This is a genomic window from Thermonema sp. (genome assembly GCF_026003375.1).
Lineage (GTDB): Bacteria > Bacteroidota > Bacteroidia > Cytophagales > Thermonemataceae > Thermonema > Thermonema rossianum.
The window spans coordinates 221,588-242,068 of record NZ_BPHD01000003.1 but is presented as its reverse complement, the minus strand read 5'-3'; the positions used below and the strand labels follow the sequence as shown (position 1 = coordinate 242,068).

General features: G+C 48.4%; 16 protein-coding genes. 4 read left to right on the top strand and 12 right to left on the bottom strand.

The window, feature by feature from the left end; genetic code table 11:
• Nucleotides 1–2: 2 nt before the first annotated feature.
• Both QVE43_RS10645 and QVE43_RS10640 read left to right on the top strand, forming a co-directional pair.
• Nucleotides 3–1,385 carry an exonuclease domain-containing protein gene (locus QVE43_RS10645; RefSeq protein WP_288007014.1) on the top strand — a complete coding sequence of 461 codons (1,383 nt, stop codon included), beginning with the start codon at nt 3–5 and terminating at the stop codon, nt 1,383–1,385.
• Nucleotides 1,386–1,730: 345 nt separating this feature from the next.
• On the top strand, nt 1,731–2,138 hold the full coding sequence (locus tag QVE43_RS10640) for a DoxX family protein (RefSeq protein ID WP_288007012.1): 408 nt from the start codon (nt 1,731–1,733) through the stop codon (nt 2,136–2,138).
• Between the two features lie 65 nt (nt 2,139–2,203).
• Here the strand turns inward: QVE43_RS10640 and QVE43_RS10635 are convergent, their stop codons facing one another.
• From QVE43_RS10635 to QVE43_RS10575, 12 genes are all read right to left on the bottom strand, one after another.
• Nucleotides 2,204–4,330, bottom strand: coding sequence for a penicillin-binding protein (locus QVE43_RS10635; protein ID WP_288007010.1), 2,127 nt, complete (start codon nt 4,328–4,330; stop codon nt 2,204–2,206).
• Nucleotides 4,331–4,342: 12 nt separating this feature from the next.
• The gene (locus QVE43_RS10630) at nt 4,343–4,717 is read right to left on the bottom strand and encodes an FtsL-like putative cell division protein (protein ID WP_288007008.1); all 375 of its coding nucleotides are present in this window, start codon (nt 4,715–4,717) and stop codon (nt 4,343–4,345) included.
• Between the two features lie 71 nt (nt 4,718–4,788).
• The gene (gene rsmH / locus QVE43_RS10625) at nt 4,789–5,712 is read right to left on the bottom strand and encodes a 16S rRNA (cytosine(1402)-N(4))-methyltransferase RsmH (protein ID WP_288007006.1); all 924 of its coding nucleotides are present in this window, start codon (nt 5,710–5,712) and stop codon (nt 4,789–4,791) included.
• Nucleotides 5,713–5,811: 99 nt separating this feature from the next.
• A complete protein-coding gene (locus QVE43_RS10620; protein ID WP_288007004.1) occupies nt 5,812–6,495 on the bottom strand; it encodes a hypothetical protein in 684 nt (227 codons plus the stop codon).
• Between the two features lie 56 nt (nt 6,496–6,551).
• A complete protein-coding gene (locus QVE43_RS10615) occupies nt 6,552–9,995 on the bottom strand; it encodes a S8 family serine peptidase (RefSeq protein WP_288007002.1) in 3,444 nt (1,147 codons plus the stop codon).
• Nucleotides 9,996–10,110: 115 nt separating this feature from the next.
• The gene (locus tag QVE43_RS10610) at nt 10,111–10,956 is read right to left on the bottom strand and encodes a hypothetical protein (protein WP_288007001.1); all 846 of its coding nucleotides are present in this window, start codon (nt 10,954–10,956) and stop codon (nt 10,111–10,113) included.
• 212 nt (nt 10,957–11,168) lie between these two features.
• A complete protein-coding gene (locus QVE43_RS10605) occupies nt 11,169–11,264 on the bottom strand; it encodes a RagB/SusD family nutrient uptake outer membrane protein (protein WP_374758352.1) in 96 nt (31 codons plus the stop codon).
• A gap of 967 nt (nt 11,265–12,231) precedes the next feature.
• Nucleotides 12,232–12,357, bottom strand: a complete 126-nt coding sequence (locus QVE43_RS10600) for a hypothetical protein (RefSeq protein ID WP_288006996.1) — start codon at nt 12,355–12,357, stop codon at nt 12,232–12,234.
• A gap of 273 nt (nt 12,358–12,630) precedes the next feature.
• Nucleotides 12,631–12,861: a hypothetical protein gene (locus QVE43_RS10595; protein ID WP_288006995.1), complete on the bottom strand. Its 231-nt coding sequence runs from the start codon at nt 12,859–12,861 to the stop codon at nt 12,631–12,633.
• Entirely contained in the window at nt 12,858–13,673 is an 816-nt protein-coding gene (locus QVE43_RS10590; protein WP_288006993.1) for a TonB-dependent receptor domain-containing protein, read from the bottom strand. The genes QVE43_RS10595 and QVE43_RS10590 overlap by 4 nt, the downstream gene beginning before the upstream one ends.
• 578 nt (nt 13,674–14,251) lie before the next feature.
• Nucleotides 14,252–15,178 carry a TonB-dependent receptor plug domain-containing protein gene (locus QVE43_RS10580; protein ID WP_288006991.1) on the bottom strand — a complete coding sequence of 309 codons (927 nt, stop codon included), beginning with the start codon at nt 15,176–15,178 and terminating at the stop codon, nt 14,252–14,254.
• Nucleotides 15,150–15,671 (bottom strand): carboxypeptidase-like regulatory domain-containing protein, encoded by a 522-nt coding sequence (locus tag QVE43_RS10575; protein ID WP_288006988.1) that lies wholly within the window; start codon nt 15,669–15,671, stop codon nt 15,150–15,152. The genes QVE43_RS10580 and QVE43_RS10575 overlap by 29 nt, the downstream gene beginning before the upstream one ends.
• 487 nt (nt 15,672–16,158) lie before the next feature.
• Here QVE43_RS10575 and prfB point away from each other — a divergent pair.
• Together prfB and QVE43_RS10565 are read left to right on the top strand one after the other, a co-directional pair.
• Nucleotides 16,159–17,257, top strand: a protein-coding gene (prfB, locus tag QVE43_RS10570; RefSeq protein ID WP_288006986.1) for a peptide chain release factor 2 whose coding sequence is annotated in 2 segments (ribosomal slippage) — nt 16,159–16,218 and nt 16,220–17,257 — 1,098 coding nt in all. Because the reading frame shifts where the segments join, the coding sequence is not laid out codon by codon here.
• A gap of 188 nt (nt 17,258–17,445) precedes the next feature.
• Nucleotides 17,446–20,433 (top strand): DUF2723 domain-containing protein, encoded by a 2,988-nt coding sequence (locus QVE43_RS10565; RefSeq protein WP_288006984.1) that lies wholly within the window; start codon nt 17,446–17,448, stop codon nt 20,431–20,433.
• Nucleotides 20,434–20,481 lie beyond the last annotated feature (48 nt).

Here is a 20,481-nt window from a genome sequence, read left to right as displayed (position 1 = left end):
AGATGTTGTACGCAGTTGTTGACTTGGAGACGACGGGCAGCCGCCCCTTGCTCGATAAAATCATAGATATAGCCATTATTGTCCACGATGGGAAGCGTGAACTGAAACGCTTCAACAGCCTGGTAAACCCCGAAACACACATACCGCCGGCTATCAGCCGCCTCACCGGCATTACCGGTGACATGGTAAGCCAAGCCCCTCGCTTTTTTGAAATAGCCCAAAAGGTTGTAGAGCTCACCGAAGGGTGTGTTTTTGTGGCACACAACGTGCAGTTCGATTATTCTTTTCTAAAAGCAGCATTTCAAGAGTTGGGTTATCGTTACCGCCGCCCTACCCTCTGCACTTTGCGTTTGTCGCGCCTGTTGATGCCCGAGCTACCCAAACACGGGCTGAGTGCGCTCAGCGAGCTGCTGGGCGTTCCCAACCGGGCACGCCACCGCGCTCTCGGTGATGCAGAAGTGACCGCACGTTTACTCGAACAGCTGCTTCAAATCAGCGATGTGCAGGCCAAGCAAGCCATTGTGCAGGAAGAAATTCAGGCTGTCAGCCTGCCGCCCTATATAGACCGCCGGCAAATAGAAAACCTTCCCGAAGATGTTGGGGTATATTTCCTGAAAGGCGAAAATGGCGAAACCCTATATGTGGGGAAAAGCCGGAATATTTACCGGCGGGTGCTGCAGCACTTTCAAGTAAGCGAAAAACAAAGACGCCGGCTGCGTTTGAAGGAAAAAGTACATGCTGTGGAATACCGGCTTACGGGCAGCGAGCTCGTTGCCCTTTTGTTAGAAAACCACCTTATCAAGCAAATCAAACCGCCGTTCAACCGCGCACAAAGACATAAGCATTTTCAAGCCGTGCTGGCTGTGGAAATGGCAGAAGACAGATACCTGCATTTAAGCATACAAAAGACAGAAAAGCTGCGGGGTAATCCTCTGTACTTCTTTCCGAGTATAGCCAAAGGGCGGGAATTTCTTTATCAGCTGGTGAAAAAACATGAACTTTGCATGAAGCTGGCTCATTTGTACGACACCCGCCATGCCTGCTTCGACTATCAAGTGGGTTTATGCAAAGGGGCTTGTGTGGGGGCAGAAGCAGCAGAAAGCTACAATCAGCGTGTGCGACAAGCTTTTAAACACTTGCCCGGCATAGAGCATGGCAACATGCTTATAGTCGAGCGTGGGCGTCATAGTCGCGAGCAGGCTTTCGTTTTGGTCGAAAACAGCCAATACCGGGGGTTTGGCTATGCGCCTGCCGGGCTGCCGGAAGCCGAGCTGCTTGCACAAAGACATGAGTTCCTGCAGAAGTACCCCGACTACAAAGACCATCATCATATCATTAGAAGCTACCTGAAGAAACATCCACATACGCGTATTCTGTATTTTTAAATGCCGCACAGTCTGCCATTCAAACAGCATGAAGAGTAGCTTGTCATCTCGAATGAGCGAAGCACGGCTTGTCATTTCGAACCGAACGCAGTGAGGTGAGCAATCTCAAACTCATCAAGCCGCGTCACAAGAAGCAAAAAGAGATTTCTCGCTTACGCTCGAAATAACAAAGTGGGATGCTCGAAATGACAAAAAGAGGGGGCAAAATGACAAAAGAAAAGCACAAACAGATAAAAAACGTGAGCACAGTGACAAGCATACAAAACACTTCCGGTTAACACCCAAGCAAGCATTTTTTTATTTTTCACTAACTTTCATTGGCATTCACCAAAAAAGACACGCAAAATGGAAACACTTATTCACTCCCTGCTCTTGCTCCGCTTGTTAGGCGCTTTATTTTTTGCCATTCTATTCCTTCAGTCAGGGCTTGACAAAGTCTTTGACTGGAAGGGCAATCTAAGCTGGCTCAAAGGGCACTTTGCCCAAAGCCCGCTCAAAGGCATGGTTCCCCTGCTACTGGGTGTGCTGACACTCATGGAAGTAGCCTCGGGTGTGGTGTCGGCAGTGGGCGCTGCCTTCATTGTATTTGCCGGCAACACCACTGTTGCTTTTTGGGGCGTGCTGCTCTCGGCACTTAGCTTGTTGATGCTTTTCTTTGGTCAACGCATGGCAAAAGATTATGCCGGTGCTGCCTCTTTGGTGCCCTATTTCCTCACTGCACTTTTTGTACTTTTTCTGTTTCTGCATAACTAATTCCCCAAGCGAAGGGAATATGTTGCTTTTTTCCCTTCGCTTGCTTTTTTGAGAAGTCTCAATTTTCAGGGGTGCTCCAAGTATAAGGTGACAGGTTGACCGCGCTTAATGGACCTTCCGGGCTCGATGCTTTGCCGCAATACCTTGCCTTTGCCCTTCACCCAAACGTTCAGCCCTCTGTTTTCCAATATAAAAAGAGCATCGCGCAAGCTCATGCCTCGCACATCGGGCATATTGTCGTCATCGAGCAACAGGGGCTTCCAAACCACCGTGCTATCGGGCGCCGTGGAAGAGAATACCCAACTGTGCTCATCTACCCCCTCCCATTTTTTTTGCGGAATATCCAACTCTTCAAAAATACGTTGTAAGTCAGCAGCTTTCCCTACCTCATTATAAGGTATTTGTTTGGGCGAAACTGCCTTCCGGGTAATGACCTTGTCTTCGTGGATGCTCAAGTCCATGCTATAGATTTCATCGGCGATTTTGCGAAAAACGGGAGCAGCCACTTCGCCACCATATTGCAAATTGCGCCTTGGGTTGTCTATCACTACAATACAGCTGTATTTGGGGTTATCGGCAGGGAAGTAACCCGCAAAAGCAGTATGATACTCTTTGATATATTGCCCATCCTTGAATTTTTGAGAAGTACTGGTTTTGCCGGCTATCTTGTATTGTTTGCTTTTGATGTTCCGGGCTGTGCCACGTTCTACCACACCTTCAAGCAAAAGACGGGCTTTTTGCAAGGTTTGCGGCGAACAGATGCGCTCACGCAAGAGTACCGGCTCATAATCGACCACCACACGCCCCTCTTTGTCTCTTATTTCGTCCACGATGAAAGGCTGCACCATCTTGCCGTTGTTTGCCACTGCATTATAGAAAGTAAGCAATTGCAAAGGCGAAACCACTGTTTCATAACCAATGGCTATCCAAGGCAATGACAGGCGGCTCCAAGTGGGGTCGTTCGTATTTTTGATATACGGCTTTACTTCGCCCACCAACTGAAAATCGAGGGGAGTGCTTAGCCCAAATTGATGCAAATAGTTGATAAAACGCTGTGGATTGGCTTTGAAGTGCTCATACACCATGCGGGCAATGCCAATGCTCGAAGAGTATTCAAAGGCTTGCTGCAAGGTGATGGTGCCGTAACCGTCAGGCTTGGGATCGCGCAGCACCACATCCCAGAAGCGGTATTTGCCATCACCGGTTTCTACCGGCGCGTTTAGCGAAAGCTGTGGGTTGTCTTCAAAAAGCGCCATCACGGAAGCCAGCTTAAATACAGAGCCGGGGTCGGCACTGCCCTTGCTGCCAATGGCATAATTATAATTCTCGGCATAGCGGGCACTATCCACACGCCCCAAGTTCACCATGGCTTTGATAGCGCCCGTTTTCACTTCCATCACCACCACACAACCAAAGTCTGCATCGTTTTCTACCAGTGCTTTTAAAAGCGCATGGTGTGCCACATCTTGTATGTTCACGTCCAGTGTGGTATATACATCCATGCCGTCTTGCGGCTCTATGAAAGAACCATCATGAAAAGGCACCCAACGGTTCCCTACCGAGCGTCTGTAAACTGCCTGCCCGGGCTTGCCTCGAAGGTATTTGTCGAAGCTTAGTTCAATCCCTACTACGCCACGCCCTTCATTATTCACATAACCGATGGTCCGGCGTGCCAAGGTGTGGAATGGGTTGAAGCGGCGTGTTTCCTGCTCGAAAATAATGCCCCCTTTCAAGCGCCCTTTTCGGAAGATGGGCCAGGCAGCAATCTTTTGCATGTCGCTGTGGTCCACCGCTTTCCTTCCCAAGGGCACATAACGACGCCCCTGCCGGCGGGCATTCACGAAGAAATGCTTATACTCTTGTGGGGTGCGATCCCCGAAAAAGTGGGCGGCATACCAAGCCAACGAGTCGATGCCCGCCTTGAAAGTAGCTTCATCCGGCGCCACGGGGTCAAAAGCCACTTTGTAGAAAGGCAAGGAAGTAGCCAGCAGACGCTCGTCATCGGCCAGAATATTGCCCCGCAGGGCAGGAATGGGCTGCAAACGTACATCGCGCCGTTCGGCTTTTTGGCGCCAATAGTCGCCCTCCACGAATTGTATGTACACGATACGTGCCACAATAGCCAAAGCCACTGCCGCTACCAATAAAAAAGAGAGCCGGACACGTAAAAGTATAGACTGCTTGATATTCAAGGCTTTTCCCGTTTACTCTTCCAAACGAATCACATAAGGTGGCTTGTGCCCACTTTCCAAGCCCAGCTTTTGAGCTTTTTTCTTTACTGCCGACTGCCGGGTCAGTCCCATATAGTCAGCCTTACGGGTAGTGTATTCTGTGCGTAAATTGTTCACTTCCTTGCGTAATTGCATTAAACGGTGCTGGCTGCGCTCGGCGTAGTGTCTGTTGGCAATATAAACAATTGCCAACAAGGCTGAAAAAAGCAGATAAGGCACCACATTTTTCCGGTGCTTTTCATCCAATAAGAAGTCGAAATTCAAAACCTTGTCTATCCAATGAAAAACGCCTCCCGGGCGCTTGCGCTCGCCTTGAACAGGTGTTTTTTTATAAGTGTTTTCAGCCATAACCATTGCATTACTGCATTTAAAGATGCACAGAAAGCCCGTAAAAAACAACTTTACACCTAAGCCATCGTCTACCTGATCCGCCCGGCTACACGTAATTTGGCACTACGTGCCCGTGGGTTGCGCGCTATTTCTTCGTCGGTAGGTATTAGGGCTTTGCGTGTAATGGGTTGTAAGGGGGTTAAGACATTGCCGTACAAATCGCGCGGTGGTTCTTCGCCCCGGAAGCTGCCCGTGGCAAAGAAGTTTTTCACCAGGCGGTCTTCCAATGAATGATAAGAGATGACGACCATGCGCCCTCCCGGATTTAAATAGGTGGCCGCCTGTTCAAGCATCTCGCGCAGGGCGCCCATCTCGTCGTTTACTTCTATGCGCAAGGCTTGGTACACTTTCGCAAAGTATTGGTGTGCTTTTTGGCGGGGGGCATGTTTTTCTATGACAGCATTCAGGTCGGCCACTTTCTGCAAAGGGCGCACAGAGCGGGCAGCCACAATGGCCTTGGCAAGTGTGCGGGCATTTTTTACTTCACCATACCACCCCAGCACGCGCTGCAGCTCTTCGGCGCCATAGGTATTCAGTATGTCGGCAGCAGTAAGGGGGGCTTGCCGGTTCATGCGCATATCCAGCGGCTCTTGCGGAAAGCGAAAAGAGAAGCCACGCTCGGGGGTGTCGAACTGATGCGAAGAGACACCCAGGTCTGCCAAAATAAAATCCACGCCTTTTTGGGTTTGTGCTTCAATAAACTGCCCAAAAAAACGAAAGTTGGCCTGGAAGAAATGAAAACGGGGGTCGGTAATTTGCTTGGCTTGGCGGGCAGCGTCGCTGTCTTGGTCAAAGCCCCACAACACAGCTTGCGGCGGCATGTTTTGCAAAATAGCCCGGCTATGCCCTCCACCTCCGAAGGTCAGGTCCAACAACAACAGCGGCTTGTCTGCTTCCTTGGGCACAAAATCCAACACTTCTTTCAACATCACCGGTTCGTGGTAATTGCTCATAATGTCACCTTTTTTCTACAAAGATACAGAAGGTATGGCTACAAAAAGCAAAAGCCCCCGCTTGGGGGGCTTGCAATGATACATATAATACCTTTACGACTACATTGATTCTATTGCAGCAAAGAGTTGAATGACTTCCTCTTCTTTTTTCAGTTTCATCTTATTTTTTGCTACAAAAGCTTCTGCTTCTTTACTATTCAGGGCTTTCAGTATGTCTTTTTTGTTAAGGCGTACTGCATGCATTTTACCATCTTTATAAATATAGTATCGCTTCTTGCGAACAAAAGATGTTTCATTCACGGCCGAGCCGTAGGTAGGCGCATTTTCAAATAACTCTACTTTTGTGCGGTAGAGGAAAGCGCCTTTTTTGCCCTCATAGAGCACCCGGTAAAAAGCAGATGAATTATTGCCATCTACCTCCGGATAGCCATTTTTATAAACATAGGGCTTTGCTTCCATATCCGATGATTCCGGCACATAAATAACAAACCCCTTAATGGTCGTTGGGTTCAGACGAAAGCTCTTGCCTTCTTTCAATAAAATCACCTCATCCGCATATTCATCATAACGCAACTTAACGTTTTTGAGGTGTTGCTCACCTTCTGCCCAGATCTCTCCCTCAAGCCAGGCATCTACCAACCATGGGCTTCCCTTTACATTGGGATACCTGTTTTCCTTGACAGGGGTGCCATCAAAGGCTGTCACGTTTGAAATTTGTGCATAGCTATTAACAGCAGCAAATACAAGTAGGATAGTTGAAATAAATTGAAGTAATCGTAACATAAGAAATTGAGATTTTAACAGTTTAACTTCTTCAATGAAACGGAAAATATTGAAATTTATTGCTTTATAATTCTTTTATGAATCGAGAAATCGTTGCTCTTAATGGTAAGAATATACATACCTGCCGGCAGGTTGGGGGTCAAAGTATCAACAAAAGTAAAGCTTTTCTTACTTTTTTCATATGATTGATACACGCGGCCGGCAAGGTCTGTAACAGAGAGTTCAAATTGTCCTTGCCATGAGTGCATGAGCTTAATATGCAGCTCACCGGTAAACGGATTGGGATATAGCTCCATTCCTTCGGCTACCTCCTCGGCAAGTCCATTCACAAAGAGGGGGGCTGTTTTGTAGGCACAGTTGGTGTTTCCCACCACTGCATAGTACTCGCCTATTCCATACTCACCTACCGGCAATCCATTGCTCGTAAAGTCAGGAATAAGGACGCCATCTTTGAACCAGCGATAGAAACCAACATTACCGTTTACATACAACTTACCACTCACATAAGACAAGTAAGGAGCTGAAGTGTAATTATAATTATTCACCTGAATGGTCTTGCTATTCATGTGGGTATTCGTTCCATCTGAGACAGTCAAAGTTACTACATAACTGCCGGTTGAAGCATAAGTGTGCGTGGGGAAAGGCTCACCGGAAGTATTTCCATCACCAAAGTCCCAAAGATATGTTTGAATGGTACCGGTAGATTGGTTATTGAAGAAAGTGGTTCCATCGGCTACGCAAGAGTATTGTGCCGTAAAATCAGCAAACAACACCTCGTCGCATCCTTGTTCAAGCCATCCGTTGGCATTGGTCAGTGTGCTTTGGGTAGCGGTTGCTACCAGGGGCTCCACTACATCCACATCGCTGACTGTAAGATAAGAAGCACATAGCTTCATGGTACCTATTGAGGTAAGAGTGGCACTGCCCCCCACACCTGCCAGCACCACAGTACCGGAAGCATCACCCGTAATAGCAGAGCCGGTGCCTATAGACAGGGTTTTTCCGGTAGCTATTTGAATAATCGTACCGGGCATGGCTGTCAGCTGATGAATGCCTATATCGTTATTGAGCCCCAAAGTTCCATTATTCAAGGTTAAACGCTTCAAGGTGGCGCCGTCAGTACCATCTACCGACAAAGTAGTGGTGTTGTCCACGGTAATGTCGAAATCATAATTTTCATTGTTCAATGACAAAGACGATGCGGTGCCGGAAAGTGCATTCAAACGTGCCCCATCGGATACAACACTCAAATTGGCATCGTTTAAGTCTATGTTTTGAGCAAAAGTGAGCGTAGCATTTGTTAAAATAAGCTTTTTCTGTAAAGTGCCGCTTGGATAAATATTGTCCACACTGAACTCCTCATCTGACAAGTCCACTTCCCCTTGATAAATAGTTAAAGTACCAATGGATGCCACATTTTGGAAATCGGCTTTGGTGTTGGGGTCCACCATCCAAACAGAAACGACAGCCTTACTCCAGTCTGACTCGTTCAGATTGGCTATTAAGTCCCCTGAGTTGGTCCCCAAATCAATATAGCCGGTACCGCTTATATTCAATTTCCCTTCATTGATCAATACCGAACCTTTTACAGTAAAGCGCTTGCCTTGCAAGTCCAATTGCTGAGTGCCTGAAGCTGCCCAGTAAATTTGAGCTGCGTTTAAGTCTTGTGAAAGAGTCAAGGTGTTTCCATTTCCGGAAAAAGCATTGGCACCAAACACCAAACGTTTGGTAGCATCGGGCATAGCGGAGCCGGTGCCGTCGGGGGCTGTTGCCCAGTTCGCAGGATCTGCCAGGTCACCGCTTCCGCCCTTCCAGTAAAGTACCGAAGCAGGTGCCGAAGCATCGGGCGCCTCCAGTATAATGGAAAAAGCCTGTGGTGCAGCGATAAGCGTACCTTTGTGAGATACGGTCACGGTATAGTTACCCGGTGCGGAAGGGGTAAATTCTATTTTCTCTACGTTGTCCACGTTGTTTACCCCTTTGGTGGCCGGTCCGGTGGGCGTGGCAGGACCAATCCAGGGGAAATATTGGTTATTCGAGGCGTCGGTAATCACCACGTCCAAGTCATTGACCAAAGCGGGCGTGGGGTCATCCAGACCGGTAGAGAGGTTCGTACCCGGCACATCGGTCCAGCAGAGGGTAAGCACCACCGGTGCCGTGGCATCTGTATAAAAAGTAAAGGAATAGGTATCGCCATTGTTAAGTGCTGCCTCTACGATACGAATATTTTGCCCGTTTTCATTCCATATCACCCGGGCGGCATGCTCAATATCAGCCAAGCCCCAACCATACCAATGGTCGGGACCCGGGTTGGGTCCGGCTTCTTTGGCGGTTTGAATCACCAAACCTTTCAGCGTAGCCGCCCGCATATATTGCCCATGCAGCTGATAGTAAAGCTGCTGAAGCAAAATCAAAGAACCTGATAAGTTCGGTGTAGCCATAGAAGTGCCACTCATTGTGCCGTAGGCATCATCGGCACTGCTCACTGTGGAATAAACACTCACGCCTGCCGCTACTATGTCGGGCTTGATGCGCCCGTCATCGGCCGGTCCCCGCGAGCTGAAGCTTGCCAATTTCACACTGGATGGGTCTGTGTAGTTCGTGACCTTTTCCACGGCACCCACTGCCAGTATATTTTTCGCCATACCTTCGGGCCCTATACAATCCCCATTATCAATTGCCCCATCGGGAGGCTGCGGTCCCGGCCCTCCATTTCCATCACCGAAATCATTCCCTGCTGCCCAGCAAATCAGATAATAAGGAGCGTTATAGGCTATATTGTCTATGGCTTTCGACTCTGAGGTATAAGCACCAAAATCGGGGTCTTCATTGCCGGCGCCCCCGGTCCATTCCCAACCGGAGCCATTCCAGTACCATCCTTGTACCGTTCCGTAGGAGTGGTTGGATACCAGCAAGCCGTTGGCTGCTTCCTGCGCCATCTCTGCCAGGTCATTGTTCCAGTAGTAGGTGTGTGCCACTGCCTCCGGCGCCATACCCTTGGCAGAAGGGTTTACACCGGCAGCAATCATAGTGCCTGTCACGTGAGTGGCATGGGCACTAAGGGCGGTACCATCGCCGGCCGCCTGCACACGCCCGCCAAATTCTTGATGCGTGGCACGCACATTGCCACCATCCCATACACCAACCACCATACCTTTTCCGGTCAGGCTCAACCCCAAGCTGCCCCCCGGATGTAACTGGTTGGTGCCAATCGTGGCGGCCGCTCCTATGTTTTTGGTTTCACGGTACACCGGCTGACCGTCAGGTGTTACATCTACTATTTCAATGATTTTTCCGTTGGGCAGTTCCACACGTGTGCCCACCCCCTTGGCTGCTGCATACCGGGCTACTCTTTGGCGCGCTGCTTCATGCAGTTGCGTGTACTGCTGCGCCAACTCCAACAGGCGTTCTTTATTGGTTTGCTGCTGTGCTTGTGTTTGCCCCACAAAAATCGCACAGAGTATCCATAGCCGGTAAATGTTTTTTAAGAACTTCTTCATACCACCTTACGATTTGTTCTATGTTTCAACAGTAATCCATCTTCTCTATAAACACCTATAGGCATCTTTCGATGCCTATAGGTTGATTCACACATATATTAATAGCAGGGTTCTGCTACTGCTTGGTGAAAGTATGTATATTGCTATCAACCGTAGCTCCAGTGTTTTTTCGCTTCACTGTGTAGCTTACCTTAAAGTCACCACTACAAGTGTTTGGAACAGTTCCTTCACTTGTTCCCGTTACAACATAAGTATTCGAACCATAAACAAATTCCTGTTCGGGAATAGTGATGACAACATCAACGATTGAGGTGGGCTCAAATTCATAGTTGATGGCAGCACCTACATCCCAGAAGTTATCATTTTGCGTTGTAGGAGGCTCATTACCCGTTCCATCATAAACTAAACTAAAGTTCACCGGATAAACCGCATATCCGGGCTCATCACAATCGTAGGCACCCACGAATGTATTGATATCAAATGGACAAGCAATGAAATAATCGTACTCCAAGCTGCCGGCATTCTTTGACACTTCATAGTCAGCACCCGGCTGCAGACTCAATGCAATCGTAAACTCCTCACCTCCGCTATATTGATCGTCAATCACTTCGATATCCAGATATCCGATGGTTTCTCCTGCCGGAATGACTACCTCTTTTTTAGGAATGATGAAGTCCACCCCTTCCTGTCCTGTCGTATTAGCTTCATCTATTGTTACCGGAATCACCACATCATTGCCGGGTGCTTTACCTATCCAGTTTACTTGTACCTGTAAAGGATAGTTTTCGCCATCCAATAAAGTTACCGCTCGATCTTTTGGCTTGGTAGAGAAAGTAGCATAGTTAAACTCCACCACCGGTTTTTTGTCAAAAACAATTTCAGTTCCGGGGTCTTCCATACAGGAGCTCAGCAGGGCGGCTCCGGTCAGGAATAAGCCTATTGTGTATAATATCTTTTTCATAGTTGCTAAAATTTAGAATTTTATTCTATATACCCACCTTTCTTGCAAAAGGTAACCGGCAAAATACCGGTTACCCTAAGTGCAAGAATTGATTGATTAATTATAGCCGGGGTTTTGCTCCAATACACCACCGGAAGTAATGATGTCTTGATTAGAAAGGGGTGCCAACACACGGAAATCGTTATAAGGCAAAGCCGGTGCGCCACCATCTTTCAATATATCGCTTGCCCAGAGCGCTTCAGGTCAAAGAAGCGCTGTCCTTCAAAAGCAAACTCTCTTCTGCGTTCGGTAAGAATTGCATCCAGCAAATCATCAGGATCTGAAGGTGCAGGATGTTGCTGCAAAATAACGGGGTATCCTTAAATGTCATTTAAGGCACTGTGTGCGCCGTTGATATGTCACCGGCACGCGCAGCTGCTTCTGCTTTGATAAGCAAGCACTTCCGAATAGCGGATTACTGGTATGTTGCGGCAGTTAGGATCACCGTTGGTCGTTGCATTACCACGCCACTTTCTTACTTCTCCAGCCACCGGTGCCGTACAAATATTGTCTTACGTCACGCCTGGGGATCAGCCTTGCAGAATCCCCCAACAAATCATCAGATATTTTCACGCTAAAGTTGTTTCCACTGATATAATTGTTGGTTAGAGGAGCTTAAGGAGTTGTTCACGCCATCAACGGTGCTCCAATCCTGTCGTACCATCAATATCCAATTCAAAGATAGACTCACGGTGTGGTTTAGGTGCCTGTCCCAGTGCCTCGCCCAACCAGTCGGCTACAACATCCCAGCTCAGAGATGCTATTAAGCGGAGAGGAGAAATACTGCGACAGAAAAGGAGACAGTTCTGCCTCGGTATTGGCCATAGCGGAGTCGGCAAGCGCAAGTGCGTTTGTAAAGTCTCCCTCTGCCGCAGAGCCTCTATACAGATACACACGTGCCAAAAGCGCTTGTGCGGCAGCTTTACCGGCACGATAGAGGCAGCATCAGCCGGATCGTTGCCATCCAGCAAGGTGATGGCACGCTGTCAAGCAAGTCATTGATTCACTAAAATCATAGACCTCGCTATTGGTAGCACGCGCCTTGGGAGCCGCATCATCCAGGGTCCTTTAATACCGGTGCTGTATCCCGAATCACGGCACTCAGGTTAAAGCCACCTCACCTCCAAACCCGGCTCATAGCCGTAGGCACGAGCTAACATCGAAGTGACAGAGTGCACGAAGAAACAGGGCCTGCCCTATAATTTGGTGGCAGCTGGATGCTGCGACATCTCATTGTTACCATCTGCCAACAGCTGTCTCTGCCGCGTCAATAGCCAAGTTGGCATAACCTATGATGGCAGCATAGGCATGTGGACCAAAACCCATAATGTGCATAGATTTGGTTGGCATTTTCTGCCACATAACGCCCGGTGTTGTTGGCTATGTCAGCATTATCTGCCAACACATCACCCATGACCATCATCTCTTGGCCATAGTAGCTGAAAGCATGCAAGGTGCGATAGGCTGTATTTAAATAACCCTCTGGCTGCCCCGGCGTCTAGACTGCTCATCGACCAATTAGGTTGTTCGCATCGGGGTTCGAAAGTCACATGACGGCAGCATAAACACTGTAAAGAGCAGCCGCCATCAATAGAACTATATATTTTTCTCATAGCAATTCTTATTTTGATTTGGTTAGAAACCTAACTGAATACCCGCACTAAACTGCTTGGGGTTCGGATAGTTGATGATGGTAGAAGCCAAAGCACCATTCAAAGCATTGGCGTTTACTACCTCGGGGTCCATCAAGTTGGACTTGGTCCAAGTCCAGAGGTTCAAGCCTTGCACATATACACGCAGGCTTCTGGCACCAATCGACTTCATGATGCTTTGAGGCACATCGTAAGATAAGGTCAACTGCTTCAAACGCACATAAGAAGCGTCTTCCAAATAGAAGCTTGAAGCAAAGAAACCGCCACCATTTGCAGTACACGCCACCTTTCAATAGGCTTAGGCATGCTGGTGACATCGCCCGGCTGCTGCCAGCGATCCAAAATCAACACAGACTGGTTGCTTCCGTCAGGCGCACCATTCAAGATGTTTGCCCAGAAGTCACCATTAAAGGTTTTGTTACCAATCTGATACTGGAAGAAGACTGTCAACGACAGGCCTTTGTAAGAGAACACGTTGTTCCAACCACCGAAGAAGTTGGGGGTGTTAGAACCTAAGAACTTATTGTCCTGCTGAGTAGGTGTATAGGTAATGTTACCATCTTTATCATAATACATAGGAATACCGGTAGCCGGATTCACCCCTGCATACTCAGGTAGCCACCAAACGCCAATGGGCTGTCCTTTATGCAAGGTAATTCCTCCAACATTGACACGAGACTGGTCGTCAGGCAAACGCTCCACCTTGTTTTCCAAGAAAGAGATGTTGAAGCTTGACGCCCACTTAAAGTCTCCCTTATCCAAAGGCACACCACCCAACTCTACGTCAATACCACGGTTACGGATAACGCCGTCGGCATTGTCGGTAATGAAGTTCGGAGAGCCGGCATCATTAACCAGGTCAACCGGGAAAAGTAGGTTTTCGTTTTTCTTGTCCCAGAGATCTACTGAACCATACAGACGGTCGGCAAAGAAGCCAAAATCCAAGCCTACGTTTAATTGATAGGAAGTTTCCCAAGTCAAGTTGGGGTTGCCTCGAATGAGGAAGCCCAAACCAGGATCGCCCAAGTACTGTCCTAAGGCACCATAGCCGGTTCACGTTCAGGAAGTTTCCAATTTCAGCATTACCTACTTTACCATATCCGGCCCGAAGTCTCAAGTTGGACAAGAAAGCAATATTATCCATGAAGCTTTCTTCGGAAAGCGCCCATGCACCGGATACTCCCCAGAAAGTACCATATTGATTATTTTCACCGAAACGAGAAGTGCCATCACGACGAAGGGTTGCATCCAAGTAGTATTTACCGGCATAATTGTACTGCACCTTACCAAAAATACCTTGACGAATATACTCGGAAGTGCTTCCACCTACCGAGCGGGGATCGGTAGTAGAGCTCAATGCAGAGAGAGACTGGCTGGGCATGTTACGCCCTTGTGCACTGGTAAATGTATAGTTCTCGTTTCTCACTTCCCCACCGGCAATAACAGCCACATTATGTACATCAGCAAAGGTGCGCTGGAAGTTCAGCGTTGCGCTTACGTTATAGTCAAATTCACGTCTATAAGTTTCGCTGATTAAACCACGGTTAGAAGCAAAAGCAGGGATTGTCGCCGGACGGAAGTTAAAGTCCTTGTTTACAGAGTAGTCAATACCACCAAAAGCAACCAGTTTCAAACCTTCTATAGATCTGATAATTCAACTGCATGGAGCTGATGGTCTTGAAGATAGAGCCTTCGCGGCGCTCTTCGTTCACCCCTTGTACAATGTTGTAGTTGAAAGCCCACAAACCATCGCTACGCTGGGCATAGGTTCCATCAGGATTATAAGGCGAGGTAGTGGGAGTAGCAACAAACGCACCAAAGAAAGGCGAGTTCAGGTAGTTACCAACAGCACCACTTGATACAATATCATTGGAAATTGACCCAAAGATCTTTTGGTTCGACACATTCAAGGTCATATCCAAGGACAAGCGGTCGGAAAGTTGCTGGGTAGTGTTCAAGCGCAACACATAGCGCTCCCAATAGTTTTTGATAACTTGTCCGTCTTGTCTGTCGTAAGCACCACTCACAAAGAATGAGCCTTTGTCATCACCTTTGCTTGCAGACAATGAGTAAGAGCTCAGGCGTCCGGTTCGGAACAACTCATTCACCCAGTCGAAGTTGGTCAGGTTCGGATCATCAGGATCGCCATATCTCGCTGCTCCGGAAGGATAATAAGAGCCGGGTCCGTTCAGGTTTTCCCAAGCTTCTTTCTTGATTTGAGCAAATTGACGTCCATTCAATACTTTGTACGGATTCAAAGGCTGATTAATACCTTCTTGCACACTCAAAGTAAACTGAGGCTTGCCCTTTCCACGCTTGGTACGGATAATTACCACACCATTGGCTGCTTGTGCACCATAGATAGCTGCGGCCGAAGCATCTTTCAATACCTGAATAGATTCAATGTCATTGGGGTTGATGCCCCCCAATACGTTGTTAGAACCTTGTCCGGACAAAGCCCCGCCTTGTATTTGTACGCCATCTACGATATAGAGCGGTGCATTAGAGGCAGCAGGCAGAGCCGGTACCACGGATACGGAAGGTCAATGCTCCACCGGGAGCACCACTGGTTGCCTGCACCAAAACACCGGAGAGACGGCCTTGCACGGCACGGTCAAAGGTCTGGAGTGGCAGGTTCTCAAAATCTTCACCTTTTACGGCAGCTACTGAACCGCTGATGCTCAGCTTGTCGATAGTACCATAAGAGGTAACCACCACTTCCTCTAAGCCCATGGGCTTCAATGAAACATCCAGAGAGGTCTGGGTGCCCACGGTAATCACTTGCTGTTGATACCCTACAAAGTCAACTACCAAGGTAGCGCCTTCGGGCACGGTCAAGGTGAAGCTACCGTTGGCGTCGGTCACGGTCCCGATAGACGGGTTGTCCTTCACATACACGCTGGCTCCGGGCAGGGGTTGTCCCTGGTCATCTTTGACGGTACCGGAGATTGTTCTGTCTTGCGCAAAAGCCCAGAGGCTTGTCAACAGCGCCAAGACAAAACTCATGAGTACACGATTTCTCATAAGACTTGTTTTTTTGGTTTTTGTTTAGAATAAACTTACAGCCCAAATATATTGATTTTATTTCCAAATTACCAAATTTTTAAACAACATTTAAACACCAAGCACCAATAGAAAAACAATCGAATAAGCCAAAACAAAACATAATTTTGAACCAATGACAACAAAACTAGTTTTTTTAAAATTTTATACCCTAAACCATTACACATGCATAATGAAAGCTACTATTGTTCTTTCCGGTGCCTTACTCTCTTTAAGCAGCTCCTTTTCCCATCATCCTTTTGTTATTGCCCCCTTCTTATCATGTCGAGCATGCCTCTTTGTCATTTCGGGCGCAGCGAGAAATCTATTGCATTTTTTCTGTAGCTTGAATTGACGAGCGCTCTCACTCGCCTCGCTCGTTCGAGATGACAGACAGCTTTCGTATTTCTCTTGTCTCTTGATAAGCATGAATCATGTATATTTGCAGGAAACAAAAACAAGTAAAAGCATGACACAAGAACAACTGAAGGAGTTAAAAGCCGGTGTTGCGGCTTTGGGAGGTTATCTTTGACTACGCCCGGCGAAAAGAAGAAATCAAGCAATTAGAAGAAAAAACTACGCAAGCAGGCTTTTGGGACACCCCCGACGAAGCGCAAAAAACGATGCAGCACATCAAGCGGCTCAAAGGGTGGGTCGTTCCCTACGAAGCGTTGCTGCGTAAAGTAGAGGATCTGGAGGTGCTTTACGAGTTCCTGGAGTTAGGCGAGGGCAACGAAACCGAGGTCGAAAAAGCCTACCAAGAAGCGATGCGCATGCTCGAAGACCTGGAGCTCAAGCGCATGCTCGGGCGCGAAGAAGACGCACTCAGTGCCATCGTGGAAATCAACCCCGGTGCGGGCGGTACCGAAAGCCAGGACTGGGCTTCTATGCTGCTGCGCATGTATATCATGTGGGCAGAGAAGCACGGCTATAAGGTGCATGAGCTCAACTACCAAGCCGGCGAAGTGGCCGGTATCAAGTCTGCTTCCATAGAAGTAGAAGGTGATTTTGCATACGGCTACTTAAAGTCAGAAATAGGTGTACACCGTTTGGTGCGTGTTTCGCCCTTCGATGCCAGTGGGCGCCGGCATACTTCATTTGCCTCTGTCTTTGTGTATCCGGTCGTGGACGACAGCATAGAAATAGAGATCAACCCTGCCGACCTGGAGTGGGACACTTTCCGTTCCGGTGGTAAAGGGGGGCAAAACGTAAACAAAGTGGAAACGGCCGTACGCGTCCGCCATATCCCCTCCGGCATTGTGGTGGAATGCCAGCAGGAGCGCTCGCAGCACCAAAACCGGGAAAAAGCACTGCAGATGTTACGCTCGCGCCTCTATCAACTGGAATTACAAAAGCGTGAAGAAGAGCGTGCCAAGATAGAAAGCACCAAAAAGAAAATTGAATGGGGCTCGCAGATTCGCAATTATGTATTGCACCCCTATAAGTTGGTCAAAGACCTGCGCACAGGCGTAGAGACCAGCGACGTGCAGTCTGTCTTGGATGGCGAGCTGGACGACTTCATCAAGGCTTACCTTCTGCAGGAGAGTGCTACCGACAGCACCTCTTGAAAAAAGCATCGCTTTTTCTTATTGCTGAACCGCCATAGCCTCTATGGCGGTTTCTTTTGTCTTTAGGTTTTTTGTAATATTAAGCCGCCAAAATGCAACATTCCCCTTTTTCTTTATAAAAAAGGTTGAAGCAAGAAACACACACATAACATTAAACAAATCCAATAACAATGAAGCACTTTCAACGAATGAATACCATAGCAGGCTGGCTCATTTTTCTTATAGCCACCACGGTCTATTGGTTGACCCTGGAACCCACTGCCAGCTTCTGGGATTGTGGTGAATTTATTGCCTGCTCTTATAAGCTGGAAGTTCCCCACCCACCTGGTGCCCCTTTCTTTCTGCTTTTCAATCGCCTGTTTTCGTTTCTGGCAGCCGGCGATGTATATAAAGTTGCTTACTTTATCAACCTGAGCTCCGCACTTGCCAGCGGCTTCACCATTCTCTTTCTTTTTTGGAGCATCGGCATGCTGGCGCTTAAACTCTTGCCCGCCGGACGCCAAAAGTCGCCTACTCCGGCCGATACCCTGCTTATCCTGGGGGCGTCAGGCATTGGTGCGCTGGCTTATACCTTTAGTGACTCCTTTTGGTTCTCTGCCGTAGAGGCAGAAGTCTATGCCATGTCTTCCTTCTTCACTGCCTTTGTGATTTGGGCAATGCTCAAATGGGAACAAACCGAAGACCCTCAAAAGGCACAACGCTGGCTATTGCTCATTGCCTATATGGTAGGTCTTTCCATAGGTGTACACATCTTGAACTTGGTGTGCCTGCCGGCGCTCGCACTTATTTACTACTACAAGAAACAGCAAGAAAAACAAGCCCGGCCTACTTTCTGGGGCGCAGTATGGGCAATGGCTATTGGCGGTGCCATTATCTTGGCTATTATCGTTTTCATCATTCCGGGGCTGCCCGAACTTGCCGGAAAATTTGAAATATTCTTTGTAAACTCCTTGAATCTGCCTTTCAACAGCGGTTTAATCTTCTTCGGCCTTCTGTTGTTAGGGGGGCTGCTCTGGGGATTGGTCTTTAGCTTCCGCAAACAAAAACACGCCCTCCACCTGGCACTGCTCATGCTTACGCTCGTCTTGATAGGGTATGGCTCCTACGGTATTGTGCTGATACGGGCGCAATTCAACCCGCCTATCAACGAGAACGACCCCAGCGATGCCATACGCATTGTTTCTTACCTGAAACGCGAGCAATACGGCGATCGCCCCTTGCTCTATGGACCTGTGTTTACAGCCCGCCCTGTTCGCAGTGAGAAGGCAGCGCCCCTTTACCGCAAGGATGAAGCGGAAGGCAAATATGTGATTTACGACTACAAAGAGACCTATACCTATGATAAAAACATGCTTTTTCCGCGCATATACAGCCGTGAGGGCAGCCATGTGCGCATGTACCGCCAGATATTAGGCTTGCGGGAAGGCGAAGAGCCCACTTTTGCCGACAATATTGCTTTCTTGCTGAAGCACCAAATCGGACATATGTATTTCCGCTATTTTATGTGGAATTTTGCAGGCAGGGAGAGCGACATTCAAAATGCCGGCTTCTTGGCGCCTTGGGACAGCGACAAGGGCTTGCCGGAATTGCTGGCAAAAAACAAAGCCCGTAACCAATACTACAGCCTGCCTCTTCTATTAGGCCTCTTGGGCTTGTTCTTTGTATATGCCCGCAACCGCCAAGTGTTTTACTTTACCCTTCTGCTTTTCTTCTTCATGGGCATTGCCTTGGTGCTTTATCTTAATTCCCCACCCATCGAACCCCGCGAACGTGACTATATTTATGTAGGCTCTTTCTACGCTTTTGCCATGTGGATAGGCTTCGGCGTGATGGCCTTAGCCGATTTGATTAATGGTCTTGTAAAAAACAAACAGCTGCAAGCTGCTTTGGCAACTGCTCTGTGCCTGCCTGTGCCGGGCATCATGGCAACCGAAGGCTGGGACGACCACGACCGCTCAGACCGCTACTTCCAAGTGGACATGGCAAAGAACATTCTCAACTCTTGTGCACCCAATGCCATCTTGTTTACAGCGGGCGACAACGACACCTTCCCGCTGTGGTATGTGCAGGAAGTGGAAGGATTCCGCACCGACGTACGTGTGTGCAATCTCAGTCTCTTTGCTACCGACTGGTATATTTCGCAGATGAAACGGCAGGTGTACGAATCTACCCCTCTGCCTATCTCGCTTGAAGAAAAAGACTTTGCTGCCGGCGTCAACGAGCAAGTGGTGGTCATGAAAGCCCCGCAGCTTGGCAGTGCACAAGCCGAAGCGCTATATCAAAAAGGTGTTGACTTAAATACATTCTTTAAGCTATTGCAGGAGAACCATCCGGTGGTGCGTGTGCCCAATCCGGAGTATGGCAACGCCATTGCCATCTTACCTTCTCAAAAGGTGTACTTGAAGTTAAACATAGACCCCGGCAAAGTGCAGTCTTGGCTGCCCAAAGACAAGGCGCAGAACCTTCCCGGCCACATGGAATGGACCTTGCCCATTGAGCAGTTCTTTAAGAACAGCCTGGCTGTACTGAATGTCGTAGCCACGAACAATGCCAACGGATGGGAACGCCCCATCTACTTTGCCCCCACCCTGGGCAGCACCGACTACATGGGCTTGGAGCCCTACCTGCAGGCCGAAGGCTTTGCTTACCGCCTTACCCCCATCAAGCTGGGAGGGGCCGGCGACATATTCGTGAACACCGATATCATGTATGAAAACATGATGAAAAAGATGTTCTGGCGAAACCTTGATCGCCCCGACATACACTACAATGAAGACTATCGTCGCTTTGTGCTCATTGCCCGCAATGCTTTTGCCCGCCTGGCAGAGCAGCTGATTATGGAGGGCAAGAAAGACAAAGCAAAAAAGGCGCTACTCGAAAGCCTGCGCTTGATGCCCGACGCCTCTGTTCCCTACGACGTGTATTCCGTTCAGTATATTCAGCTGCTCTTGCTGGTGGATGAACCCGCTAAAGCCAAAGAAATGGCAGAAGTCATGGCAAGAAGAGCCAAAGAGGAAATAGAGTATGCGCTGCGGCAGCAGGACCTTTACTCACGCAACCTCATGGCAAACTTGTACACACTCAACCATATCGTGCAGGTGTTTGAGCAGTATCAGCTGCCCGAAGCCGCTCAATACAAACAGTGGCTTCAAAAATATGAAGGATTGTTGCAATAGCCATAAATGCAAATGAAACAACAAAAGCGGGGCGTTTGATTGCCCCGC

Coding starts and splice junctions, on each gene's coding strand:
- rsmH (WP_288007006.1), bottom strand. CDS start 5,712: ATGAGCAATTACCACGAACCGGTGATGTTGAAAGAAGTGTTGGATTTT.
- QVE43_RS10565 (WP_288006984.1), top strand. CDS start 17,446: ATGAATACCATAGCAGGCTGGCTCATTTTTCTTATAGCCACCACGGTC.
- QVE43_RS10630 (WP_288007008.1), bottom strand. CDS start 4,717: ATGGCTGAAAACACTTATAAAAAAACACCTGTTCAAGGCGAGCGCAAG.
- QVE43_RS10610 (WP_288007001.1), bottom strand. CDS start 10,956: ATGAAAAAGATATTATACACAATAGGCTTATTCCTGACCGGAGCCGCC.
- QVE43_RS10645 (WP_288007014.1), top strand. CDS start 3: ATGTTGTACGCAGTTGTTGACTTGGAGACGACGGGCAGCCGCCCCTTG.
- QVE43_RS10615 (WP_288007002.1), bottom strand. CDS start 9,995: ATGAAGAAGTTCTTAAAAAACATTTACCGGCTATGGATACTCTGTGCG.
- QVE43_RS10640 (WP_288007012.1), top strand. CDS start 1,731: ATGGAAACACTTATTCACTCCCTGCTCTTGCTCCGCTTGTTAGGCGCT.
- QVE43_RS10575 (WP_288006988.1), bottom strand. CDS start 15,671: ATGAGAAATCGTGTACTCATGAGTTTTGTCTTGGCGCTGTTGACAAGC.
- QVE43_RS10600 (WP_288006996.1), bottom strand. CDS start 12,357: ATGTGGCAGAAAATGCCAACCAAATCTATGCACATTATGGGTTTTGGT.
- QVE43_RS10620 (WP_288007004.1), bottom strand. CDS start 6,495: ATGTTACGATTACTTCAATTTATTTCAACTATCCTACTTGTATTTGCT.